The organism is Leptospira dzoumogneensis (assembly GCF_004770895.1).
GTDB lineage: Bacteria > Spirochaetota > Leptospiria > Leptospirales > Leptospiraceae > Leptospira_B > Leptospira_B dzoumogneensis.
Map to the genome: position 1 here is coordinate 153,558 of NZ_RQHS01000016.1, position 25,416 is coordinate 178,973.

Genomic DNA, 25,416 nt, shown 5'->3' on the forward strand with positions numbered 1-25,416 from the left:
ACAAAATTTTGCATGTCTTCTTCTCCTAAAAACTATTGGATCCGAAATCCGAACTTTCTGGAAAACCAGGAAGACGCTATTCTCATCTCAGACAATAAAGGAAAACTTTTGGATTCAAATGTTCAGGCAAAAGAGCTTGGACTTATCCCGGAAAAGAACGATCTAAAACATTCTGCTTGGTACAAGAAACTTTCAAACGCGGATTCCAAAGAACATTCTCATCTTACATTACATCTTTCTTCCGGCAAAAGGAGATTCATATGCAGGGCGGTCCCGATCTTAGTGGATGAAAAAGAACCTGCAAAGGCATTCTATTTCAGGGACATCACCGAAAAATCTTTTACGGAAGCAAAGGCTAAAAGATATGAAACCCTTTTTAGAAGACGAGAAAACAGAATTAAAGAATTAGAGATCCGCGATAAACTCACAGGGCTTTTCAATAGAGAATACACGATCGAATCCTTCCAAGCGGAAATTTATAGAGCGGAAAGAAGCGGAACCACGATCGGTGTGGTTTATTTGCATATAGACGGATTAAAAGAGATCAACGAAATATTCGGAAATAACGGAGGAGACCTTCTTCTTAAAGAAATGGGAAGGATACTTTTGGAAAATTCCAGAAGGAGCGATATCTCTTCCAGGATCGGAGGCGAAAAATTCTTACTTCTTCTTCCGGGAGCGCATAAGAATATAGTTTTGGAAAGAGCGGAGAAGATCAAAAGATTATTTTCAGAATCCAGTTCCAACGGTTCTTGGGGAGAAGTGAAAATCACCTTGTCCTTAGGAGTTGCGATGTATCCGGAAGACGGTTCCACATACGATATTCTTCTGCAAAAAGTCCAAATAGGAAATTAAATGACCCACGTAGAAAAGTTCGAAGGCGAAAGAGCACAGGTTTACGAGAGAAGAATAGGAAAGATGATCCCGTTCTATTCAGGGATCATGGAATTGGTAGCGATCTATCTTTTAGAAAATACTCCTGAAAATGGAAAGATCTTATCCGTAGGCTGCGGAACAGGAGCAGACTTTGCCAAATTATTAAAAATTTCTCCGGATCGGTTTTCAATTACAGGCTTAGACCCTTCTCCTGAAATGATCGAACAGGCTCGGAAAAAATTCCCTCAATCGAAATTCATCTGCGGAACTGTGGGAGAACTTCCACTTGCAGAAGAATATGATTCCGTTACTCTGCTATTCGTTTTACATTTTCTTCCGGACACAGGAGATAAACTTTCTATCCTAAAAGAGATCTATGCAAGATTGAAAAAAGGCGGAAGTTTGATCTTATTCGATCTATTCGATTCGGAACCGAATGGAAGAGAAACTTTATTCCAAAATATAAAATCTTATCTAATCAATTTCCAAGGTTGGGAAGAAGAAGCAGTCGAGATCTATTTAAAAAGAGTATTCGAACTACATCGTATTCCGGGTACCAGATACACGGAACTCTTGCAAGAAGCTGGATTTTCAGTCAGTTCTCAAAAATTCAGATCCTTGCATGTAGGTGGATGGATCGCTACCAAATAAGAACCTTCTAAAATTCCTATTAGCTTCTTTTACTTGGTTTAAATGAAGAAGTCATGTTTTTAGAAGCTAACTTCTCCTCATAAAACTCTTTAGAAGCTGCATAGATCGTTTTTTCGAAGGTGGCATATACATTTCCTTCTTCGTCTTCGTATTTTGCGGGAAGATCGAAAACGATTTCACCTTTTTCTAATATATCTTGTTTTGTTTTTTCGATCAATTCTTCGGAGATCAAAAATCGGATCTTTACTTTTCCGAGGATCGGCCGGACGAATTTTACTTTTGCAGCCTTGTCCCAAACAACATAGTCGGGCCCGAGTATCCACATCATCATCAACATATAGTACGGATCCACAGAACTATAGATACTCCCCCCGTAAATTGTTCCGACTCGATTCAATGTACGAAGATTTTTTTTTAAACTTACATGAAGCTCTCTCAAGTCAGAGGAGATGAATTGTATTTTTCCACCCGTGCACCATAAACAAGGCCAATGATTCAAACGAAAACGCAGCCACCAAGAGGAGATGGATTCTTTTTTATCGCTAGTATATAATTTCATAATGGATTCTTTGCTGTCAGATTGGAAGCGGCTATCTTCTATGCAAGGCGATTTCCCTTCTGCTCATTCCTGAAAACATCCACTTATATTCCGGTTATATTAAGATAACAAATCTAGAACCTTTTTATTCTTTAGAAAACGATCGTTATGTTAACTTTTTAAAAATATTTGAAAGGACGTTGACAGGGAAAAAGTTCCAGGTATTTCTTTTTCTACTCCGTATATCGGAGTTAAGCATTAAACTTTTATAATGCAGAAAAATAGATCACGAATGGTGAAAAAATGAAAAGTTCCAAGGTGTTTTCCTCCCGAATCGTCGCAGCCGCATTTATTTGTGCTGTGTCCCTGATTGGAGCCGGATGTAAAGATTCCTCCTCAAACTACGATTCTTTGTTATTTTTAGTCCAATCCAACGGTAAATCCGGGGGAAATCTCCCGGCAGACATAAATTATAAGGCGGAATACCTGACTCCTGCTCCTTTGGACCAACCGAGCGGAATTCCTTTCGAGGGAGGCGGAACCAAGGGCAAAAATAGTAGAAGCCCAATTCCAGTTTATGCCCCTAAATTACAGATAGATCCACAATCTTGGATGAGCAGCGGATACCAATCCAGATCCAATACTCAGCTCAGGAATATTTGTATCCCAGGAACACATGACTCAGGGACGTACGGGATCCAGGGAATCGACGAAAATATTTCCCAAACTCAGGAATACACTGTGGGAGAACAATTGGCTCTCGGGTATCGTTACTTCGATCTAAGGATCAAAAAGATCAGCGGGCAATTTAAGATCCACCACGGATCCAGCGTTTCCGTTTCCGCTCAGGAAGTTTTCCAACATATCTCCAGTTTCGTGAATAATCGTAAAAAAGAGATCGTATTCGTTCATATCCAAAACGTGGACAGTATGAGCGATGCGGAACATTACGAACTGAAAGACCAACTGGTTCTTCCTTATTTAGGTTCCAGAATGGCGCCTCGTAGTTTAGGAAATTCCGTGAACTTCTCCCAACTTTGGGATCTAGATAAGAACGTAATCCTCATCTGGGGCGGCGGAAATTACGCAGACTTATCTGAACGGTATTGGAACCAAGGCCAGACAATGAAGAGCGATTGGCAGAATACAGGAAGTGAAGGAGATCTGATTAAAGCGCTTAGAGCTCGTATCAAGGACAATAGAGAAGGTAAATTTTACGTAGCTCAAATGATCCTGACTCCGAATGCTTCTCAGATCATTTTCCCTCCTTATTGGGGAAGTATACAAGATCTCACCAATGATAAATTGGATCATGCAAGTTTTGTTTATGACTTGGATAGAGAAGCTAAAAAATCGGGACAACGTATCAATATTGCGATGGTAGATTTTGCGGGTCCTCAATTCTCTCAATATGCTTTCGAAGCATGTATGGATGTGAACGATCTGGAACCGAGATACTTCACTTTAAAAAGTAAACAATCCAATCTATGTTTAGATGTGAGTAGCAGCGGAACAGATAACGGAACTCGTGTCCAAGTTTGGAATTGCAACAATACTAACGCTCAAAAATGGTTCTATGAACATTCTACAAGTCATCTAAGAAGCAAACTGAATAATGATAAATGTTTGGATAATGGCGCGGAGAATTGGAACGGAGGAAAGATAGTTCTCTGGGATTGTAGAGATAATATAGATAATATGAGATTCGATTTTTACGACGATTCTATGAGAGTTAGACAAAACGAATCTATTGCTGTAGATGCTAACGGTTCTACCAGCGGTTCCCTGGTCAGTCAGTGGACTTGGCATGGCGGAAACAACCAACGTTGGGAGAAAAATTATGAAACTCCTTACTTTGCTTTGGTCAACCAAGCTTCTAATCTTTGTCTAGATGTAAATAAGAGCAGCACAGACAATGGAGCAAGGATCCAAGTTTATAACTGTAACGGTACGGATGCTCAAAAATGGTATTACGATGCGAGCAATAGTTTCCTCAGAAGCAAACTGAATCCATATAAATGTATGGATAATGGTGGAGAAGCTCGTAACGGAGGAAAGATCGCTCTCTGGGATTGTAAAGATATGAACAATATGAGATTCGACTTTGTAGGAGATAGTATCCGCAATAGGATCAACTCTTTATATGCAGTTGATGCAAACGGAACTTCCAGTGGATCCTTAGTGAGCCAATGGGAATTCAAAAATACCAGCAACCAACTCTGGAAAAAATCGTATTAAGTTCGAAAACGGGGAATCTTATTTGATTCCCTCGTAACGATACATCCAGTCCTGGCCTTTCTTAGCGAAACTAGGCAAGGCCAGAGTAAGGATTATATCCCTGATCCAACAACCTACCTAGCTTTCTTTTATTCATATCATCCGCCGAACGCAGCTTTGATCGCAACGAAGTTAGAAACCAAAGAATAAGCTGTCACTGCAAAAGAAACGGAAAGAGAGATCATAGCTACTCCGAGGCCGATGGGAGATCCCCAAGAATACCAAGGGTAATCCGGAATTTCGTTCTTGCTATTTTCTGCCATGTTTGTTCTCCTTAGATCGAATTAGCTCGATGGTCAATTATCTTGATTATCGAGATATTAGACGGTCGAAATAATTGCAAGACAAAAAAATCCCAAAAACTAAGTCCGAATTGATGGAATCTATTATGACCGATTCCAAAAACCTGAGCACTGTATCCATTTTGTTCCACCAGACCATCGCGGATCGGCTTGGGCTGCATATTACGGATCACAAATGTGTAGACTTTCTATTTACACAGGGTCCTCAAACCGCAGGAGAGATCTCTAAGAACATGGGACTTAGCACTGGTGCGGTAACTTCTCTCATCGATCGTTTGGAGAAGAAGGGACTGGTAGAACGTAAAAATGATCCGAGTGATAGGAGAAAGGTGAGAATTTTTCTCACCCAAGATTTGGCTGCTATGCAAAAGATAGGAAGCCTATTCGAAGGTTTAGCGAAATCAGTTTGGGAACAACTCTCCGGTTATACAGCCGAAGAATTAAAGATCATTCTGGATTATAACCGCAAATCGATCCGGATCATGGAAGAAGAAAGAGAAAAACTTCTACAGAACCGACCGGATGTATAAATCTTTTAGAAGGATTCTACTATTCCGCCTATATTTTTAAGCTTGCTCAACTAGCCGATCTTGCGGAACAATTCTGCGAAAACTTTTAGAACTAAATGAATTCCGTATATTTCCGGAATTTTTAGGGGAGGAAAGGATGAAAGCTTTAGTTACAGGAGCAAGCGAAGGGATCGGAAGAGAATTCGCTAAACAATTAGCTGCAAAAGGTTATAAGATCACCGCAGTTGCAAGAAACGAAGCAAGACTCAAACAACTGATAGATGAACTCGGAAAAGGACATACATTCATCATCGCGGATCTATCGGATCCGAAATCAACCGCAAAGATCCAAAAAGAATTAGAAGATAACCATTACGATTTATTAATAAATAATGCAGGGTTCGGAGTATACGGACCGTTCAATAAGGCGGATCTTTCTAGATTACAGGCGATGACCCGTCTTAATATTGATTCTCTTGTTTCTTTATCTTATTCTTTCTTAAAAAATTCCCAATCTGGGGATTCTTTGATGAATATATCCTCTACACTGGGTTTGGTTCCAATGCCATCTTCAGGTGTATATTCTGCAACCAAGGCATTCGTAACTTCTTTCAGTGAGTCCTTATGGTATGAGCAAAGAAAAAGAGGAGTTTATGTTATGGGACTTTGTCCCGGAGTAACGGTTTCCAACTTTTTCGAAAGAGCAGGAGGAGATCCGAAAGATTTTCCAAAAGCAATCGCTCAATCCGCGGAAACTTTGGTGGAATATGCTTTGGCAGCTTTGAAAAAAAGAAGTTCCCCTACCGTGGTTTCAGGACTTCCGAATAAAGTTTTAGTAAAAGTTTCTAAGCTGATCGGAAGAAAGGCTACAGTTAAATTGATGGGAAAAATGAGGTAATATATAGATGACGTCCCCTTTTTTTGGAGAATTTTTAGGCACATTTGTGCTCATACTTTTAGGAGACGGAGTAGTAGCCGGAGTTTTATTAGAAAAATCTAAAGCAAAAGATTCCGGTTGGATCGTGATCACCGCTGCTTGGGCATTCGCAGTCATCTTGGGAGTTTTTACTGCCAAAGCATTCGGAAGTGCGGATGCTCATTTAAATCCAGCAGTTACTTTGGCATTTGCTGTCCAGTCGGGAGAATATTCTAAAATTCCAATATACCTTCCTGCACAATTTTTGGGAGCGTTCTTAGGAGCGGTGGCTGTTTATCTGCATTATCTTCCTCATTGGAAAGAGACAAAGGACTCGGGAAAAATTTTGGCCGTATTCTCCACGGATCCTGCAATCTCAAATCCTCCTTCTAACTTTATTAGTGAATTTTTAGGCACCTTCTTATTGATCTTAGGGATACATTCTATCTTCTCCCCTCAGATCGCAGACGTAACCACTCCGATCGGCGTAGGATACGTGGGTCTTCTGGTTTGGGTGATCGGACTTTCTATGGGAGGAACCACCGGATATGCGATCAATCCGGCGAGAGATCTTGGACCTAGGTTAGCACATTATATTCTTCCTATCGCGAACAAAGGAAATTCAGGATGGAAATATGCGTGGCTTCCCATTCTTGCGCCTTTAGCTGGCGGAGTATTTGCCGGAATATTCTTAAAAACACTATTATAGTTGGCAGTATGAAATCATTTAATATTAAACAAACATTCTTAATATTCTTTTTGATCCTCTCTTGTTCGGGAGAACAAATTCGAAACAAACCTATTGAAGGGAATCTAGATCTACAAGGCCATAGAGGAGCTAGAGGCCTAAAACCGGAAAACACCTGGCCGGCATTCGAAGAAGCGCTCTCCCAAGGAATGACCACTATAGAGTTTGACACTGTTCTAACCAAAGATCAGAAAATTATAATACACCATGATTCTGAATCCAATCCGGCATTATGTTCTAAAAAAGACGGATCAGAGATCGTTTCAAGATCCATCTATGAACTTACTCTTTCAGAATTAAAAGAATTAGATTGCGGAACCAAAAAGAACCCTAAATTCCCTGAGCAGATCTCCGTTCCTGGAACGGAACTTTTAACCATCCAAGAATTTTTCGAAAAAGTGCAAACCTGGGAAAGAACAGGAAAAAGAAAAATTATCCCTAAGTTCAATATAGAGACCAAATTCCCGAATGATGAGCAATCAAAAGTCTCGAATGAAATTTTAGAGGCACATGTAAATCTTCTGATCAAAGCAATTGAAACTGCAAAGGTAACGGATCGTGCGACAATCCAATCTTTTTATCTTCCTGCAATTTCCTTAGTGAAAAAGAAAAATCCTAAGATCAAAACGTCTGCGTTATTCTCACTCACCTATCCCCAAGGTGCTGCAATGAAATTCGGGTTCGGTGATTCCAGAAGAGAACTTGTTTTAAATCAAACTAAAGAACTAAAAGCGGATATTATTTCTCCTTATTTTTTATATGTAACGGATGAATTCGTTTCAAAGGCTCATTCTTTAGGAATTAAAGTGATCCCATGGACAGTGAACGATACAAAAGAAATGGAAAGATTAATAGAAGCAGGTGTGGACGGAATTATTACAGATTATCCGGATCGATTGAATTCTGTTCTCAAAAAACATTAGACACGCTTTGGGTTCTGCTTATCCTAACGGGAAGTGAAGCAGTCTCTTATACTTCTTTCTAGTTTTTTGTTTTGTTTCTCTTTAGAAGCAGGACCGATCCAAGAAGGAGTGTTACAAATTTCCTCTCAGGATCTTGCGGAACACTCCGAACTGATCCCATTAAATGGGAACTGGCAATTTTTATACGGAGAATTTATTTCTCCTGAAAAAAGCTCCACAGCTAACTGGGACATGTTAACGGTTCCTCATTCTTGGCAGGATACTAAAAAAGGAGATAAAGTACTTCCGAGAGAAGGAGCAGCAAGTTTCCGTTTATCCATCGTCTTCCCGGAAGATGATCTGAAAAAAGAGATCGGGCTATTGATGCCCGACTTTGCATCCGCTTATAAATTATATTATAACGGAAGATTGGTATATTCTTCCGGCACTCCTAGTTTAGATCCTTCTTCTGAAATTCCTAAGATCAAATCCGTTTATCTGCCTCTAAGGGTAGAAAAAACGAATACTGAAATTTTAGTTCAGGGATCTAACTGGATCAATAATTTCGGAGGTTTCTGGCAGGTCCCGAAATTAGGAACCTTAGAAGCGATTTACAGGGAAAAGTTAATCACTCAATCCAGAGAATCTTTTTTGTTTGGTGGGCTTCTTCTTATAGGACTTTATCATACGGGGCTTTTTCTATTTAGAAGAAAAGAAAAGTCTGCATTCTATTTTGCATTATTTACGTTTTTATTAACTTTGAGAGTCGCACTGATCGGTAATAGGCTTGTCCTGGAAATTTTTCCCGATTTTCCTTGGGAGTCCGTTTTTAGATTAGAGTTCTTCTCCTTCTATACTGCAGTTCCGATCTTTTTGATGTTCCATCGTTCTTTGTTTCCAGAGGATACATTTTCTTGGGTTCCCGCTGCTGCCTGGGTATTAGCGATCGCTTATGATATCACTCTATTATTTCCGATCGGGTTTTTTACTAAGATAGTAGGTCCATTCCAAATAGTAACCGGGATCGGACTACTCTATGTTCTGTTTACAGTATGCTTAGGAGTCTGGAAAAAAAGAGAAGATTCACTCTTGTTTCTCGCAGGATTTTTTGCGTTCGGGATCACAGTAGGGATCGATCTACTTTGGGATAAATTGAATCTGAGAGGGATCAATCTTTCTCCTTATGGACTTCTAATCTTTACTTTATCCCAGTCTTTAGTGCTTTCCAGAAGGATCGCAAGAGCATTCAGAAAATCCGAGATACTAAGTGAGAATCTTAGGATCACAAACAGTGCACTGAATATTCTAAAAGATAATTTAGAAGTTTTGGTCCGTGAAAAAACTTCCGAATTAAATCATTCTTTGGAAAGAATACGTAAAGACTTACTTGTTGCTCAAAGAATACAGAAAAAACTTTTTCCGGAAAATGTAGAAGCATACAAAGAGTTAAAATACGCGGTTAAATATCTTCCTAGAGACGAAGTGGGCGGGGACTTTTACGATATTTTCGAAGTTTCTCCAGGTGTGTATCGTATCTTTCTTGCAGATGCAACCGGACATGGGGTCCAGGCAGCGCTTGTCACTATGGCGATCAAAGCGGAATACGAAGGGATCAAATTCGGAGCAAAAGATCCTGGATTCTGTTTGGATCTTTTAGATGATAAATTCCAAAGAAAGTTCTCTTCTTTGGGGACCATATTCTCTTCTATCATCGTGGATATTTATGCAAGAGAGAACAGATTAGTTTATGCATCTGCGGGACATCCGGATCAGATTTTGGTTCATTCTTCTAATCTTATGAATTTGAGAAGAACAGGCGCTATTATAGGTCTGAAAAACAAAAAAAGTTACGAGAACCAGGAATTGGATTTTTCCAATGGGGATAGGATGTTCCTTTTTTCGGATGGAGTATTCGAACAATTCAATTCCAAAAGAGAAGCCTGGGGAGAGTCCAGACTTAGGGATCGGATCTCCGAACTTTCGGATGAACCTATCGAAAATATTCCGGATATAGTCATGAAAGATTTGGATCTTTGGTTAGGATATTCACAACCTCAAGACGATATCAGTCTGATCGCAATAGAAAGAGTTTGATTTGTATTTTAGGATTCATTTTGTTTCCATATACAAAACCTGAAAATATAAAATATGACAGTCCAAAAAAAGTCCGCACTTCAATTTTTACTTTTTACATTACTCATCGATTTTATCGGCTTCGGTATCATCATCCCTGTGGTTCCCAATCTTTTAAAAGATATGTTACAGGGAAACTTAAGCACCGCAGCTGTCTACGGTGGACTTCTATCCTTCACTTATGCGATCACTCAATTTTTCTTTGCTCCTATCATCGGAGGTTTAAGCGATAGATTCGGAAGAAGACCCGTCTTACTCGCTTCCTTATTCGGATTAGGAATTGATTACGCATTCTTAGCATTGGCTCCGAACGTATTTTGGTTATTCGTGGGGAGGATCATCGCAGGGATCACAGGAGCAAGTTACGGAGTAGCAGGCGCGATCATCGCAGATATAAGTCCTCCTGAAAAAAGATCCCAAAACTTAGGATTAGTAGGAATGGCGTTCGGAATGGGATTCATTATAGGTCCGATCATCGGAGGTTTATTTTCCGAATTCGGACCGAGAGCACCGTTCTGGGTGGCTTCTTCTCTTTCTCTTTTGAACTGGGTGTATGGATATTTTGTTTTGCCTGAAACTCTTTTAGAAGAGAACAGAAGAAAATTCAATTGGGTGATGGCAAATCCGTTCGGTTCAATCGTAGCATTTTTTCGTTATCCTGGACCTTTAAGCGGCCTAGTACTTTCTTTATTTCTAATATTCGTAGCAAACCACTGTATGGAAACCAGTTGGTCTTACTTCACTATGAACAAATTCCAATGGACCGCTGCTAAGATCGGATTCTCTCTCGCAGTAGTAGGAGCCTCGCTTGCAGTAGTACAGGGCGGATTACTCAGGATCATCATTCCGAAACTGGGTCAAAAAAATTCGGCTTATATAGGGATTTTCGCAAGAGTGGTCATGAGTGCATTATTCGCATTCGCTTGGGAAGAATGGATGCTTTATGCTCTGCTTGTACCCTTCTCCTTTTGTTTTATCGCAACCCCGGCAATCCAAGGTTATATTTCCAATCACGTTTCTCCCACTCAGCAGGGAGAGTTCCAAGGAATTATGGGAAGTATGATGAGCCTAAGTTCTATTTTAGGCCCATTACTTATGAGTTTTGTTTTTTCTTATTTTACTAGAGAAGGTATGCAGCCTTATTTTCCGGGAGCGCCGTTTATAGTAAGTTCCTTCCTTGCGATCTTAAGTTTAGTGATCGCGATCATTTCTTTTAGAAAGGAAAAACTAAGAGTGGGAGAAAAGGCGGGAGAATGATCTATTCTTCGTCTTCTTCCAGGCTTAGATAAAATAGAGCCCACAAAGTATCGAATAAGATCTGCATCAGCAGCGCGAACCTTTCTTCCCTATCTTCTACGGTTTTAAAATCGTCGATCAGGAAGGTGACGAAAGGTTCCAAGATCCTTCTCTCTTCCAGATCCGGAATAGAATTCAAACTTTTGAGAGAAAAATTCTCTTCAACAGGAACATTATGAAAATTTAATCTGCTATTCAGGACCAGAACCGCCAATTCCAGAAGTTCCGCATCCGACATCGTTTTTACGCCCGCATCGTTCAGTCCGGACAGTAAACCGGAAATCGCCTCGTCGGTAATCTCCTCACTTCTGTCCTCGTCTTCGTCGCTGTATGCTTCTGAAATTGCGATTAGAACTGCCGTTGCTTGGTCCCAGAAGGAAGACAATGCCTCGTCCAAACGAGCCTCATCCTCTTCTGTTAATTCCCTTTTGAAACCTGAGTCAAGATCATCATAAAAAGGTTCGGGATCGTCAGTCTCGCATGCTGCAGAAACAAATGTACGAACGGTGATCCAGAACGGGGACTTATCGTGGCCGATGCGAAGAATTTCCTCGGCATATTTGGCAACTGTGGCTCTCCAAGTGGAAGGGGAATAGGAAGGGATCTCCATATTCAAATCTTTCTCATTCTCTCTAAACTCGTCGACACTATAAATCTTTTCACATTATTTTTTAAGAAGAATTTTGAGCGGGATCTTTAGCCGACTCAAGGATTCTAGTTGCTCCTAATCGAGAAAGATCGAATCATTCCCGCATGAGTATTGACGAAGATTATGATTTTCCCAGATTTCGTTCCGATTCGAATGCAGGTCATTATGAGAGTTGGTTCGTAAGAGGCAATCATCCTGCTCGTCCTCTTGCGATTTGGATCCGTTATACTATTTTTTCTCCGAAACATTCTACTCAAGATTCTATAGGAGAATTATGGGCGATCTATTTCGACGGAGAGAATGGAAAACATTATGTTTCCAAGTCTGAATATCCTATCTCAGAATGCGAATTTTCAGGAGATCCATTTAAAGTCCGGATAGGATCTTCTGTCCAAGACCATAAAGGGCTGAAAGGTAAATCGGGAAATAAACAAGGTTCTACAAATATAGAATGGGACCTCGGCTTCTCCGGAGGAGACAAACCTCTTTTCCTTTTTCCTAAAGATCTATATTCAGGCGGCTTTCCAAAAGCAAAGGTCCTGGTCGGAAAACCTTCTCTGCTACTTAATGGATTTATAAAATTAGAAAATGATAAAATAGATCTAAAAGATTGGAAAGGCAGCCAAAATCATAATTGGGGTCCTAAACATACCGACCAATACGCATGGGGACAGGTTTCAGGTTTTGACGGGGAAGAAGGTTCCTTCCTCGAATTAGCAACCGCAAAGATCAAGATAGGTCCGTTTTGGACTCCTGCAGTCACTCCGATTGTTTTACGTTTGCACGGCGAAGAATATACACTGAACGGTTTATTCTCCTCTTTCGGAAGAGCGAACTATCATTATTTCGATTGGAAATTCCAAGCTTCTTCTACTGAAATAAAAATAGAAGGAAGAATTCACGCTGATAAAAGAGACTTCGCCTGCTTACGTTATGCGAATCCTCCAGGCGGCTGGAAGTTTTGTTTAAACAGTAAAATTGCAAGGGCAGAAGTTTTGGTCCAAAGAAAAGGGGAAACTTCTCCCCTTCGTTTAAGATCTGCCAGAAGTGCAGCATTTGAAATACTTACTGAAGACCCTTCTCACGGTTTATTGACGGAAGTTTAACAATCTTTTACTCCCGGCCTTTTTGGGATTGACCAGGTTCCCTTTCTCGAAAATTTTGAGAGTCAGCCTCAGTTTCTTTTAATCCAAAAGGACTATTCCCTATGGATAAACCGAAGCGAAACGGGATTTTAGATAAAAATTTCCCGAGGTGGCCTGAGATGGAATGTTGAGTGAGGAAAAATCCTTATTGACTTTTTTTGAGACTTATTCTCACTTGCAAAATCAAGCCGGTCCCTGTCCCAGGAGCCGGAGGGAGTCATCCCCACAGTTCATCTCTGGCCCCGGCCGGATTTTATCCGGACCGGGGATTTTTCCCAAATTTTAAGGAGATTTCCATGCGGAACATCCAGACAAAAATATTTTCAATTCTGTTCAGTGTTACCCTGTTCGGTTCCCTGATTTCTTGCGGGGGTCCAGGCAGCGATAATTCGGCCGCGGCGCTTTTAGGTTTGGATATTCCAGCCAGCGCGACTAAACCTCAATTTTTAAATCGATATGCAGAACTTGCTTTCGAGTCCTATACCCAAGCGGAATTAGACGCGTCAAACTTAGCAGCTGCAGTTACTACTTTTGATTCTACCGGAACACCAAGTGATGCAAATTTGACCAACCTCAAAAATCTTTGGGTAAAAGCTCGCGCGAGTTATTTGATCACCGAAGGTTTCCGTTTCAGCAACGGTCCTATAGATAATGACACTGTGCTCGCATGTGATACCTCAGAATGTGAAGGTCTTTTGAATGCTTGGCCTTTAGATGAAGATGCGGTGGATAATTATATCAATAACGGTAGTAACAGCGTTACAAACTTTTCTTCTATCTATGATAAGATTGGCGATCCTACAATCGGCACGGAAGGTGACGCCGATAAGATCGTATTAACTGGATATCATCCGATCGAATATTTACTTTGGGGAAAAGACACCAGCGATACCGGAGCAGGCGATAGAGATTCCAGTTACTTTGCCGATGCAACTACCAACGGTGCAAGACGTAGACATTATTTAAAAACAATCACTGACAGACTAGTTGTTCATCTCGGTTTGATCAAAGCACAATGGGATCCTTCTCAAACAGGAAACTTTAGAGAAACTTTCTTAGACTCCGCGAATGTAAACACTTCCGTTGGAAGTATCTTCCAAGGATTAGGTTCCTTCATGGCGGGAGAATGGGGAGGAGAACGTCTTACAGGTGTGATCGGAGAAACCCAAGAAGAAGAACATTCTTGTTTCAGCGATACTACTAAAGCGGACTTCTACTATGATGCACAAGGTGTATTGAATATCTGGACCGGAAATTACAGCATCCAAAAAGGTGTGAACATTAGCACAGGACCGGGACTTTCCGCTATATTAAGCTTTAAACAACAAGGTTCTATCCAATCAGAGATCGAAAGTTCCAGAAATCTTTTCTGCATCAATCTTTCCGACACTGAATCCCAGGATCCAAACTATACGACCAGCTGCCCTGCTGGAAGTTTAACTCATAGATTCGACCAAGCAATCTCTTCTGCGGACAGCCAACACGGTCTATTAGTGAATGTGCAAAGATTGATCGGTTCTACATTGAACAGAGATTTTGTTGCGGCAGCAGCTGCGATAGGATTCTCAGTAGCTCCATAATGATAGGTCTTTAAATGAACTCTACAGGTTCGGTTCCTGTGAAAACCTCCGAAAAAAATAAAAATATGAACTGTGATAAAAATCTAAACTTCGGTTCCGGAAAAAATCCGGAACCGAATCCATCTCGGGGACGTTTCCAAAAAACGATCCCGTTCTTAATATTTATTCTTCTAAACTTTTTTTACTGCGGCGGAAAAGAAGGAACAGATCCTCTCGGGATCATAGCAGTGATCGCAAGCCAAACAAGTATCGCACCGGATCCGGGAGAAGCTTTCTCTGGAGGATATGGAACTCGATTTATTTCCAATCCTACCGCTTTCGATACTCCCGTTGTAAACTTGAGTTCCGACGGAATACAATTCAATACCGGAAATAATTTCTTCAATAGAGCTTGGGTGGCAGAAGGTAACAGCGCTTCCTCCGGTTTAGGACCGACTTTTAATACGAATTCTTGCCAAAATTGCCATGCAGGGGACGGAAGAGGAGCGCCGCCAGCAAGCGGAACCTTATTTAACTCCGTAGGAATTTTGATCCGACTTTCCAAGGCAGGAATTTCAGACCCTACCACAGGCGGACCTGTTGGTTTGGATTCTTTCGGGCTTCAATTGAATCATAAAGGGATAGGATGTAGTCCTATCACTTCGCCTTCAGCGTACGATTCTAACTTTAATTGCACCGGCACCACCGGCTCTAACTTTACTCCACCGGAAGGATCCGCATCCGTATCCTATACCGGAGCAACCGTAGTAAGAAATTACACGTCAGGCGGAACAGTTACCTTAAATACTCCTGTATATTCTTTTAGCTGGAATGTGAATTTCGGAGGAGCACCTTCTTCTTTTAATTTCTCCCCAAGAACCGCCCCAATGATCCCGGGCTTGGGCCTGTTAGAAGCAATTCCTGAATCCGTTATTTTGGGTTGGGCGGATCCGACCGATTCGGACTTGGATGGAATATCAGGAAAAGTGAATATGGTTTGGGACGCCAAAAACCAGAAAAAGGTCATGGGACGTTTCGGTTGGAAGGCAAACGAGCCAAGTTTATTCCAGCAAAACCAAGGCGCTTTTTTAGGGGATATCGGGATCACAAGTCCTCTATTCTCTACGGATAATTGCCCAAGCACTCAGACACAATGTTTAGCCGCCGCTTCCGGGACGGAAGATCCTGAGATTACCGCATCTATCGCAGAGTCTGTGAATTTCTACACCAAGCTGGTCGCCGTTCCTGCCAGAAGAAATTTATCCGATCAGGATGTGATCGATGGAAAGGTATTATTCTCATCCATAAAATGTGACGCATGTCATAAACCTCTTGTTCTTACTGGAAATGTTCCGGGACTTCCTGAACTTTCTTACCAATACATCAAACCTTATACGGATCTACTACTGCATGATATGGGTCCAGATCTTGCCGATGGAAGACCGGACTTTGATGCTGACGGACAAGAATGGAGAACTCCTCCTCTTTGGGGCCTAGGTTTGATCCAGCAAGTAAACGGACATTTAAAACTTATGCATGATGGAAGAGCGAACGGGATAGAAGAAGCAATCCTATGGCATGGAGGAGAAGCCGATACCGCAAGGAACGGTTTCCAAAACCTATCTTCCACAGACAGGCAAAAACTGATCAAATTTTTGGAATCTTTATAGGAGAATCGACAATGAGATCCATATTATCTAATTCTTTATTTAGAAAAACTTTATACTTCATTTCAGCACTTTCCTTAGTTTCCTGCGGAGGCGGAGGCAAAGATCCTCTGCTCTTCTTGGCGGCCGGACCGGGAAGTTCCGCATTTTTGGAACATACGGGTAAATTTGTGATCATTCCTAGTCTAGAACAATTGACTACGGATACGGCAGCATTAGAAGCAGCGGCGATTACTTATACTTCTTCCGGAAACACTACAGAACCGAATCTACTCGCCCTGCAGACTGCTTGGGACCAGGTTAGAGTTTCCTTAAAAAAAGTAGAACCTTACTACTTTGGACCTGCTGGGAATCCGACTGAGTATTATACTAAGATGGACGGATTTATAAAATCCGGCGCAAGGCCAAGCAGCAACTTGGTAAATCAGATCATAACAGGCGTTGTGCCCTCTGTTTGTACTGCTACCAATACAACTCTTAATAAAACAAACCTAACAGCTTGCCCGCCCAAATATAAAGGGATCGAATCTCTTGAGATCCTACTTTTCGACTCCGATTTGAGTAGAACTACGATCGATTCAAATCCCAGTATCAATACTGCAAACGCGGACTCCAGTGCGCCCGGTCCGCGAAGAAGAGATTATATCTTAGCCCTCGCCCAGGTAATTAATCAAGACGCATTAGATTTATATAATAAATGGCTTCCTACGGGCGGAAATTTTCTGAACGAATATACCACCGGAACAGGGATCCAATTCCGTTCTCAGGGAGAAGCTTTCGATATTTATATCCAATCTCTCGGAAATTTAGTGAACCAAATCCAAGATAATAAACTCGGAAATGCAGCTTGTTTAAGTGTGTCTTGTTCCGGCGCCGGAAAATTACAAAAGCCTGATCCTGTATTTTTGGAAGCGATCTATTCAAGGGTTGCTTATAAAGATCTGAGAGATAATTTATTAGGTATAGAATTCGCTTATTTAGGAGATCCTGCGGACCCAAAGATCAGCTCTATGTCTAAATTAGTCAGAGCACAGAACTCTTCTTTGGATGATGATATCCAAGCTGAGATCACAAACTTTAAGAATATGCTTAATGCGAAGATCAGTGCTACTGCCGACCTTTATGCCGAGATCGATGCGGATGGAACCACTATGAACGGTACAAGTGTCACCACATATGTAAAACCGATCTGGGATCAGGCAAAGATCTTAAAGAACCTGATGACGATCGATGCGTTTTCCGTTTTAGGAGTTCCTAATCTTCCTTCTTCCAACGACGGGGACTGATCCTTTTATAAAATACTAATGTATATTGTTTGAGATAAAAACGATATATATTAGTATTCCATTCTGTCATCAAATTTGTCTTGCCAATTGCCCCGTTAGACTTTTCTCTATCGGACTATGTTTAGTTCTCTATTTCCATTAATCGCTTTTACCGCCTGGACCATTCTACTCGTACTCGTCGTAGTATCTTTTAGAACTGCACAAGTATTGGCAGGCACCAAAAAATCAAATGAGTTCCCTGCATGGATACAACACGGTTCCGATCTGTATTGGAGGATCCACAGAGCTCATTTAAACTGCGTAGAAGGTCTTCCAGTTTTTGCAGTTTTAGTTTTAACCTTTATACTTTCAGGATACCAAAACGATACTTTCGATCTTTTAGCTTGGATCGTATTCGGAGCAAGAGTGCTGCAAACAAGCGCTCATTTAAGCGGAGGCGGAGTTTGGAATGTGAACGTAAGATTTACCGGATTTATAATCCAATATCTTTGTTTCACTGCGATGTTAGTGATATTAGTACGTTCCATTCTATAATTTCAAAAAACCTCTTGACCGTCATGTACATCCGAGGTTAACCTTCGGAGATACATGGCCTCCAAGTTCGATTATCTACGCAAAAATCTTTATGCAATGGCGGAGCTGTGTTTGGAGCAGGTCCTGATCTTGGACGACGCGATCGAACAGGAAAATCCTGATCTTGCCAAACAAGTAATCGAAAGAGACGATCTGATCGATAGTTTGGAAAAACAAAACGATAACCTCTCTCAAAATGCGATCTTAGAAGCGATCGCAAACCGTAACTTACTCGGGATGGACCAAATCGATGGAGAAGTTATACTCAAAAAAGACCCGCTTAGATTTGCACTTTCTTCCATTCGTATCAACAGAAGTTTAGAAAGGATGGGAGACCAGATCGTAAACTGTGCCACCTGCTATAGAAGAGGACTTCTTCCTAAAGGATTTTTCAGACAGGAAGAAATTTTAGATAAGATGCTCTCAAGGGTTGTCACTCTTGTAGGGATGGCGGTAGAGTCCTTGGTAGAAGAGAAAAATAGATTTTATGGTTCGGTGCATACCGTAGAAGAAGAACTGAACAATCTATGTCATGCAGCATTCTTAAAGTTCGTGCTGGATCCTAGACTCGATAAAAACCAATTCGCAGATCTATATAGGATGATATTAGGGATAGAAAGAGCCGGAGACTATGCGGTAAACATCGCAGAAGAGTTGGTCCGACTAAATACGGGCATGGACATTCGCCATCTTTCCGATCCCGTTCAGGTCACCGAAAAAAGTAAAGCTTCCTGATCTATATTATAAAAATTGAATTATTGCTGAACACAAACCAAGGACTTAGTTACATTACAGAAATCAGGAGTCCCTGTAGATATTCCTCCTACAGTCGGATCCGAGTTCCCTGCAAAATTTCCTTGGAACGAACCTGAACTGGAAGTCCAGCCTTGGCATGTATTTGCAGTAGACCAATCCGTCTGCAGACCGGTCCAGTATCCTGCGGATGTCGCACTTATCCCACTTCCAGTACTAAAAGCGAATAAAGCATTCGCATCCGTTGCGAATGCTTTTACGAAAGTACCGCCTGCAAAATCTATATATTCTTTATTCGGCAGTAAAATCCAATCGATCTTAGAAGGCATTGCCCTTCTCCAAGTCCCTGCGACTGCAAAAGTTTTGTAAGTACCTGAAGGAAGTCCGCTGCCAAAGAGGTTATTCGCCTCATTCTGACAAACAAAGTCCCCCAAACCCCCAACGGCGAAATTTCCAGCATAAGAAACCGGAGTTGCAAATAAGAATTTATCATTATCCTTTTGTAATATAGAATAAGGTATAGTCTCCGAACTAGGAGTAAGAATGGAGATCACGATAGAATTGTCGGTAGAATCCGAATCATCCGACGCTCCCGTTATAGTCAAACTTTGAGGAATATTATAATTGGAGGGAGTAAATGTCATCGTTCCGGGAGAAATAGGAGCGATCGTAGAATTGCTTGTGGAAAAATTGTAAGTCACTGAAGTATCAGGTTTATGGACTAAAGAAATCGATAGGACTAAAGAGCCTCCTTCAGGCAGAGAATTTCCTCCGGTAATAATAAGCTCTTTATCGCATCCTGTGATAAAACAATTGATAATCGCATTTTCATAATATTCTTGTGTATTCGGGTCTCCGGGATTTTCGGATCTAATTGCGCAGGATGCCTGAAAAACCGAAAGGCAGATTGCAAAGAGTAAAGAGACCCGCTTTGTATACATAAAACTTAAACCGGATCCTTAAAACGAGAAGACTCCGCACCATTATTGGATCCAAAACCTTCTCCCTGTTCCAAATAACTCTCTAATTCTTCTTTTAGGCCGTGAGGGAGTTGAAGTCCGGAACTTTCTATCCTTTCGTTATACTTACTAAAAGAAAATCTATGTCTTGAAGTTCCAAGATAAACGCTTAAAGCTTCCGAGCCCCATTCCAAAATGTCTCGGATATATTCCTCATTTTCTTCCAACTTCTCCGCATAAGGAATAAAAAGAGGTCTATTCACAGGGCGGCCGATAGTTCTATAAAATAAAAGCCTGCGAAGAACTTCGTGATCCTTCCAATTACCCGTATCAAGGGCTCTCTCTACCATTCTGAGATTGATACAGTCTAAAAATTCGATCTTTAGATTTTCATTCTTCAATCTTCTGCGAAGACTAGCTTTGATCTCTTCGGACTCGTATAAAAAATTAGGACAATATTCGGGACATTCTTGGTCCTTATGTAAATCACAATAATGTAATAAAATACAATCGATATCCGAGGAAGGTTCTACGATCCCGAAATTGATCGAACCTAAAATTTCGACGCCGGTACGAAAGCCCTTATCCTCCAATTCCTTTAAAGCGATGCGGCAAGCCTGCATTCTTCTTAAAGCTTCTTTGGTATCGTAGTTGCGGTATTTGTTTTTAAGGGCTACGTATTTTTCTATAAGATAGGTCATTCGAACAGTTCTCGCAAATAGCGGTTCATACCGTGTAATACTATCTCCGGGATTTCATGTCCACCCGGAAATGCCAGTAACTCACCTACCCAGCCCGCGTCTTTTAACACTGTTTCCAATCTTTTCGCGGCAGGATAACCGAGCACAGGGTCCATTCTACCATGACTTTGAAAAAATTTATAGCCGGGAGTTTGTTTCGCATACTGAGACCAATGAGTCTCATCCAGCAAAGTTCCCGACAGAATGACAAGACCTTTGGGCTTTTTCTCTGCCTTGAGAGTAATCTCGGTCGCAAGCATGGACCCTTGAGAAAAACCACCCAAGATAATACGATCCATTGGAACATCCAAGGCCTGGATCATCTCTTCTACCTTTTGTTTCGCCTCTGCCAGACCGGCCGGATAACGTTCAAAAAGTTCGCGAGAGCCTCCCGCAACCATGGCTCTTTGCAACGCCTCCATATCGATAGGGAACCAAGCCTTACCATTATAACCCGGCGCGATCGGGACTTCTAAGATCCCATCCGGAAAAATAAAATTTGTTCCCTCGGGAACGTCCATATAAGAATATAAAGGAAGAAGATCGAATGCGTTTGCACCGTAACCATGCATAAAGATGACGTAAGGACCTTGTGGATCGCCTGGAATTCGAGCGGCTTTAACAGGACCTAATTGGACGAGCGGGATATCATACATGGTTTCCTTGTAAGGGAAGGTCTTGAAATTGGCAATACCATTCCGGAACACTTTTATAGGATCTAATCGTAAATCCTAATAACCGAAGAAAATATTAGAATTTTCAAAGGTATTTCATTAAAATTTAATGGTCTATGTGAAAAAATCAAATTTCTGTTAGGTTATCTGAAAGAAAGTTGTTTATGCGAAATTTTATACTAATTTTTATATGCTCTATTTTTATCCAAAACTGCGGAATTGTACTTCTTACTCAGGACTTAAATCCTGAAAAAGATAATTTTTCAACTTTAGCAAGACTAGTACTCGCAATAGTTCCTGCAGGATCATTGATCCATTACTTTCCAATGGATGATACTATATTCCCCAACGATGTAACACAAAACGGTTTAGACATGAACTCATACGGAGTCGATATGCCGGTATTAGTTTCCGATCGTTTCGGCGTCCCAAATCACGCACTCTATTACAACGGAGCGGCCGGAACAGGAGCAACCACCCAAAGCGCAGCTAACGGAAACCAGGTCTTGGACGGAAGTACTTCTTCTTATACGATCAGCTTTTGGGCAAAGGGAACTTATCCTGCTTCCCCCGGCGGAGGAAGTATGGGGATTTTTATAGCACAGGGAAACGGCTTCGGGATCCAATATTATAAAAATTATCCGTCTTCTTGCGGATCACTTAGGGCTTTCACTAATAATGGAAGTGTGGGAGATGTGGATCTAATCGGCCCATGCAATTTTGTCCCGGAAATTTGGCACCAGATTATCTTTGTCTGGGATTTGGAACAATCGACCGCAAGTTTATATGTGGATAATATCTTGATCGCTCAACAAACAAATACAGGCAGTCAGAGACCTTGGAATGTGAACGCAAAGTTATCTTTCGCATATTCCCCCTTAGGCAGCAATTACGTAGAAGTAACGATAGACGAATTTAAAATTTATAATATGGCCTTGTCGCCGAATCGATATTGGATGCCCTAGCCGGATTCGAAATCTTAACAAGCTGCGATTCCCACGCAGAGGATAGAGCGCTTGCATGGGCGAAGGTCCGTAAAAACAACTAACGCTTTTTTGCAGTCTTAGGTTTTGGCTTTTTTTTAATTTTAGGCAATTGGTCCTGAACGGCTTTAAAATATTCGCAGACAAGATGATCCGACCAAGAGATCGCTTTCCATCCTTCAAAATATGCGATATGGCTTCCCCTTTTCGTATAAACATGGATCGAATTCGGAAGGTTTTCCAGCCAATGTAAATTTTCTAAAACATTCTGATTTATGCAGATGGGATCATCCTTTGCATTCAAAATCATAATCGGAGTTCGGATATTTTTCATTACCAGTGCGGGGTTCGAATACCGGTAATATTCTTCCTTATCTTCAAAACCGGAGAGCCTGTGCAAACGATCCTGGAATTCGCCTAAGGTTCTGGATTCCATCACTTCCTGAAATCCTCCCACTGCAGATAAGGTTTCATAATGACGTTTCAAAAAATAATGAATCAGCCTTTGGCCCATGATCTTACTGTAAACCGGATGGACCCTATGAAATGCCCTTTCAATATCGTATGCCGGAGAAATTGCTACTGCGGCATCCAATAAACTTTTCGTTCCGGATTCTCCCAGGTATCGAGCAAGCAACCCGGAACCCGCAGAAATTCCTACTCCAAACAGAGGACTATTGGGAAATCGTTTTTTAATATATAAAAGTTGCTCTTTTAAATCCGAACTAGACCCCATTGTGTTTATTTGCGGCTTAGGGAGAGGAAGATTCCCATGTCCCCTCCTAATACAAACCACAGAAGCCCATTTCAACTGGGTCCGAATTGCTTTCACAATAGACTTAACGTCTTGCTCGTCCCCACTGATTGTATGAAAGACAATCACGATCGGATCGGAATCCGTTTTTTTCTTTCCATCAATATTGGACCAGGCAAGTCCAGTGACGCCTCTATCTTTCATTCTAAGATGTTCCAACTTATCGTAATGAAAAAATTCGGAACGATATTCTCTAAAAAGTAAGAGAGCCAGCATTAGATGATTATTAAAACACCAGAACGTAGGAAAATATTTTCTAGTTAAACGAGGACAATTTGCAATTACTCTCCTCACAAACTCGCCTTCGCTGAACTGAAGAACAGGTTTTTCTATCACCTCAAGAAAATAGTAAAATGTAAATGCTAGAATGAGAAATAAAATAAGATAAACAATAGAGAAGAACGAGAGCATTCAAGAATCCAAATGAAAATACTTTAGGAAAGAATAGGCAGAGAAAGGCTATGGTCTATTACTTTATGATTTTTAGTATCTAGGCAGGGGGAGGTCATGTAGGGGGAAGTATCCCCCTCGCTTCAGCCGCGTTACACGCGTCTTACGCTACCCCCTCTCCGGGAATCTACCGCTTCGAACCCCCCGGACCGGATTTTTTTCAATCCGAAACATTGCTTTTCTTTCCAAATTTAAAAAAGCTGCGTTCTCACGCAGAGGCACTGAGACGCGGAGATTATGACTTTGTTTTTCCCTGTGTCCTTTGTGAACTCCGTGCGATTATATTCCAGGGTTCGCACAGAGACCACGGAGTTCACTGAGAGGGTAGAAAGAATATGGTTACGCGGGCTGCATTGGCGAACATACGCAAAGCCGCCCTCGAATAACAATCATCTTCATTTGTAGGAATTCCTACACGTGAGGAGGGTGAGAAAATTGATTGTATAATTAGAAATCTGTGATAGAGGATTTTTTTGAGTAATTCATAGAACCGCCACCATCCCCCACCCAAAAGGGCGGGATTTTACCCGCCAGCTTTAAGCGGAATCGAATTTCCGTTCGACAAATTACCTTAGGAACTCCTACTCGAGACCCTCCTCAAACTTAAGCGTCATTCACTTGGAAACCTTTCGGGTGTGGTTTTCCTTCTTCTACCCTTATGGAGGCTTTGTAGAAATTGTTTGGCTACAACCTTAGGTTGGCGAGGAGAGCCTTTTATAGATTACTTAAATGTGCGAAACATTTAAGACGTTATTCACACTTCTTACTGTATGCAGGTTGTGATAACTCAGTTCGCAAGAATTCTTCAAATTCAAACGACCAGTCGATTCCTGTCTTTCCCATTTGAATATTTTACGCGTTGAAGGAAAAATTGAACAGGGGTGGTTTGTTGGACAGCCATGAAACATGAACGAAGGACTCCATTTCAAGTCTTCGTCGAAGGTATTAAGATAAAAGAATCGGCGGCAAACCACTCTTTTAATCCTCCTTTCTTTCGTATATCCAAATTCCCTTATTCTTAATATTTGATAAAGAATCTGCAAAATACAAGCATACTTCCTCAACCTTCTGAAAATTCAGATCTGCAAGAACATTCGATGTAACTTCACTTAAATTTTCATAATCGGAATCCTCCGGCTCTCGATCTAAATAGGCTGTAACACGTAAGAATTGTAATCCTTCATATTCTACAATAATAGCCCGTATAGAATGATAAACCATTCCAAGAAGTGCTCTCTGAAGTGATAAGAGCAAATTAATTCTTAAATCGGAATCATGCATTTATTCTTTTACCATCAATTAGGATTAGAAGGAATAATGTGCGCACCAGTACCACTATTATGAATCATGCCTTTTTTAGTAACAGTACCTTTACCAGTTTTAGGATCAACAGTTTCACCTATTGTTTTACCAAAATCGACTCTTGTCTTAACGTCATTTACCGTTTCAGCCGATTTTACCCTTCCTGCATGGAAATCATCAAGCAATTGCTGGGCATTCTCAGTTAAAACACTATTACCTTTTCTAAAATTATTATGACCACGGATATGTTTTCCTTGTTTCCCTTCATGAATTGTCTTAGATATGTGACCGAATCGTTTTTTAAAATTCGCTATCCGTAGCGTTCTCCCGATTGACGTGCCTTTCGGGCCGCCAGTCACCCCACCGACAACACTACCTGTGAAATCAACAGCTAAATCAGCTTTCTCACTCGTCGTTAACGGGTCATTATTAGAATATCGTCCCGCTACATAACCAACTGTAGCTCCTGTTGAGAATACTCCACCTCCCAACATCATGTATCCGAGTGGAACTCCAAGTGTCCCGCCGGAAGTAATCAAAGCAGCAGTTGATGCAGTATAACCCATTCCGATAAATGCGCTTTGATAAAACTTGCTCATCATTTCATATTTATTATCTTGAATAAGGCCCAAAGTTGATCTATAGCCTGTAACATGAATTGTATAGTCGCCATTTTTATCATAATGTACATTCCGACGTTGGTTTAACATTTTG

Annotated in this window: 25 protein-coding genes; 16 read left to right on the top strand and 9 right to left on the bottom strand. The window is 41.1% G+C overall.

The window, feature by feature from the left end:
* Positions 1-12: 12 nt before the first annotated feature.
* Together EHR06_RS10685 and EHR06_RS10690 are read left to right on the top strand one after the other, a co-directional pair.
* Complete coding sequence (locus tag EHR06_RS10685) at positions 13-855, top strand: GGDEF domain-containing protein (RefSeq protein ID WP_135756981.1); 843 nt, start codon at positions 13-15, stop codon at positions 853-855.
* Positions 856-1,527, top strand: coding sequence for a class I SAM-dependent methyltransferase (locus EHR06_RS10690; RefSeq protein WP_135756982.1), 672 nt, complete (start codon positions 856-858; stop codon positions 1,525-1,527).
* 19 nt (positions 1,528-1,546) lie between these two features.
* Here the strand turns inward: EHR06_RS10690 and EHR06_RS10695 are convergent, their stop codons facing one another.
* Positions 1,547-2,086, bottom strand: coding sequence for a DUF4442 domain-containing protein (locus tag EHR06_RS10695; protein WP_135756983.1), 540 nt, complete (start codon positions 2,084-2,086; stop codon positions 1,547-1,549).
* A 282-nt stretch (positions 2,087-2,368) separates the two neighbouring features.
* Between EHR06_RS10695 and EHR06_RS10700 the strand changes: the two genes are divergently transcribed.
* Complete coding sequence (locus EHR06_RS10700; RefSeq protein ID WP_135756984.1) at positions 2,369-4,303, top strand: ricin-type beta-trefoil lectin domain protein; 1,935 nt, start codon at positions 2,369-2,371, stop codon at positions 4,301-4,303.
* A 137-nt stretch (positions 4,304-4,440) separates the two neighbouring features.
* On the opposite strand, the gene EHR06_RS19135 is transcribed toward EHR06_RS10700, so the two are convergent.
* On the bottom strand, positions 4,441-4,605 hold the full coding sequence (locus EHR06_RS19135; protein WP_167492290.1) for a hypothetical protein: 165 nt from the start codon (positions 4,603-4,605) through the stop codon (positions 4,441-4,443).
* 125 nt (positions 4,606-4,730) lie between these two features.
* Between EHR06_RS19135 and EHR06_RS10705 the strand changes: the two genes are divergently transcribed.
* From EHR06_RS10705 to EHR06_RS10730, 6 genes are all read left to right on the top strand, one after another.
* Positions 4,731-5,174 (top strand): MarR family transcriptional regulator, encoded by a 444-nt coding sequence (locus EHR06_RS10705; protein WP_279633355.1) that lies wholly within the window; start codon positions 4,731-4,733, stop codon positions 5,172-5,174.
* 136 nt (positions 5,175-5,310) lie between these two features.
* The gene (locus EHR06_RS10710) at positions 5,311-6,051 is read left to right on the top strand and encodes an SDR family NAD(P)-dependent oxidoreductase (protein ID WP_135625800.1); all 741 of its coding nucleotides are present in this window, start codon (positions 5,311-5,313) and stop codon (positions 6,049-6,051) included.
* A gap of 7 nt (positions 6,052-6,058) precedes the next feature.
* Complete coding sequence (locus EHR06_RS10715; protein ID WP_135756986.1) at positions 6,059-6,778, top strand: MIP/aquaporin family protein; 720 nt, start codon at positions 6,059-6,061, stop codon at positions 6,776-6,778.
* Positions 6,779-6,786: 8 nt separating this feature from the next.
* Positions 6,787-7,740, top strand: a complete 954-nt coding sequence (locus EHR06_RS10720) for a glycerophosphodiester phosphodiesterase (RefSeq protein WP_135756987.1) — start codon at positions 6,787-6,789, stop codon at positions 7,738-7,740.
* 33 nt (positions 7,741-7,773) lie between these two features.
* Positions 7,774-9,813, top strand: coding sequence for a PP2C family protein-serine/threonine phosphatase (locus tag EHR06_RS10725; RefSeq protein WP_135756988.1), 2,040 nt, complete (start codon positions 7,774-7,776; stop codon positions 9,811-9,813).
* 54 nt (positions 9,814-9,867) lie between these two features.
* Positions 9,868-11,109: a TCR/Tet family MFS transporter gene (locus EHR06_RS10730; RefSeq protein ID WP_135756989.1), complete on the top strand. Its 1,242-nt coding sequence runs from the start codon at positions 9,868-9,870 to the stop codon at positions 11,107-11,109.
* A 1-nt stretch (position 11,110) separates the two neighbouring features.
* Here the strand turns inward: EHR06_RS10730 and EHR06_RS10735 are convergent, their stop codons facing one another.
* Positions 11,111-11,758: a hypothetical protein gene (locus tag EHR06_RS10735; RefSeq protein ID WP_135756990.1), complete on the bottom strand. Its 648-nt coding sequence runs from the start codon at positions 11,756-11,758 to the stop codon at positions 11,111-11,113.
* Between the two features lie 143 nt (positions 11,759-11,901).
* On the opposite strand from EHR06_RS10735, the gene EHR06_RS10740 reads away from it, so the two are divergent.
* The 6 genes from EHR06_RS10740 to EHR06_RS10765 all read left to right on the top strand — a co-directional run bounded on the left by EHR06_RS10740 (position 11,902) and on the right by EHR06_RS10765 (position 18,762).
* On the top strand, positions 11,902-12,903 hold the full coding sequence (locus EHR06_RS10740) for a hypothetical protein (RefSeq protein WP_135756991.1): 1,002 nt from the start codon (positions 11,902-11,904) through the stop codon (positions 12,901-12,903).
* Between the two features lie 335 nt (positions 12,904-13,238).
* Positions 13,239-14,522, top strand: coding sequence for an imelysin family protein (locus EHR06_RS10745; protein ID WP_135756992.1), 1,284 nt, complete (start codon positions 13,239-13,241; stop codon positions 14,520-14,522).
* Positions 14,523-14,587: 65 nt separating this feature from the next.
* Entirely contained in the window at positions 14,588-16,171 is a 1,584-nt protein-coding gene (locus EHR06_RS10750; RefSeq protein ID WP_135757034.1) for a di-heme oxidoreductase family protein, read from the top strand.
* An 11-nt stretch (positions 16,172-16,182) separates the two neighbouring features.
* The gene (locus EHR06_RS10755; protein WP_135756993.1) at positions 16,183-17,454 is read left to right on the top strand and encodes an imelysin family protein; all 1,272 of its coding nucleotides are present in this window, start codon (positions 16,183-16,185) and stop codon (positions 17,452-17,454) included.
* Positions 17,455-17,571: 117 nt separating this feature from the next.
* The gene (locus EHR06_RS10760; RefSeq protein ID WP_135756994.1) at positions 17,572-17,988 is read left to right on the top strand and encodes an MAPEG family protein; all 417 of its coding nucleotides are present in this window, start codon (positions 17,572-17,574) and stop codon (positions 17,986-17,988) included.
* Positions 17,989-18,042: 54 nt separating this feature from the next.
* On the top strand, positions 18,043-18,762 hold the full coding sequence (locus EHR06_RS10765) for a phosphate signaling complex PhoU family protein (RefSeq protein ID WP_135756995.1): 720 nt from the start codon (positions 18,043-18,045) through the stop codon (positions 18,760-18,762).
* Positions 18,763-18,782: 20 nt separating this feature from the next.
* On the opposite strand, the gene EHR06_RS10770 is transcribed toward EHR06_RS10765, so the two are convergent.
* From EHR06_RS10770 to EHR06_RS10780, 3 genes are read right to left on the bottom strand one after another with little or no spacing between them, the layout of a single operon-like run.
* A complete protein-coding gene (locus tag EHR06_RS10770) occupies positions 18,783-19,721 on the bottom strand; it encodes a DUF1554 domain-containing protein (protein ID WP_135756996.1) in 939 nt (312 codons plus the stop codon).
* 5 nt (positions 19,722-19,726) lie between these two features.
* Positions 19,727-20,440, bottom strand: coding sequence for a hypothetical protein (locus EHR06_RS10775; protein WP_135756997.1), 714 nt, complete (start codon positions 20,438-20,440; stop codon positions 19,727-19,729).
* Entirely contained in the window at positions 20,437-21,135 is a 699-nt protein-coding gene (locus EHR06_RS10780; protein ID WP_167483182.1) for an alpha/beta hydrolase, read from the bottom strand. The genes EHR06_RS10775 and EHR06_RS10780 overlap by 4 nt, the downstream gene beginning before the upstream one ends.
* Positions 21,136-21,317: 182 nt before the next feature.
* On the opposite strand from EHR06_RS10780, the gene EHR06_RS10785 reads away from it, so the two are divergent.
* Entirely contained in the window at positions 21,318-22,118 is an 801-nt protein-coding gene (locus EHR06_RS10785) for a LamG domain-containing protein (RefSeq protein ID WP_135756999.1), read from the top strand.
* 79 nt (positions 22,119-22,197) lie between these two features.
* Here the strand turns inward: EHR06_RS10785 and EHR06_RS10790 are convergent, their stop codons facing one another.
* The 3 genes from EHR06_RS10790 to EHR06_RS19265 all read right to left on the bottom strand — a co-directional run bounded on the left by EHR06_RS10790 (position 22,198) and on the right by EHR06_RS19265 (position 25,412).
* Entirely contained in the window at positions 22,198-23,361 is a 1,164-nt protein-coding gene (locus EHR06_RS10790) for a YheT family hydrolase (RefSeq protein ID WP_135757000.1), read from the bottom strand.
* Between the two features lie 1,017 nt (positions 23,362-24,378).
* Entirely contained in the window at positions 24,379-24,681 is a 303-nt protein-coding gene (locus tag EHR06_RS10795; RefSeq protein WP_135757001.1) for a MafI2 family immunity protein, read from the bottom strand.
* 14 nt (positions 24,682-24,695) lie between these two features.
* The gene (locus EHR06_RS19265; RefSeq protein WP_341867507.1) at positions 24,696-25,412 is read right to left on the bottom strand and encodes a polymorphic toxin type 50 domain-containing protein; all 717 of its coding nucleotides are present in this window, start codon (positions 25,410-25,412) and stop codon (positions 24,696-24,698) included.
* Positions 25,413-25,416: the final 4 nt, after the last annotated feature.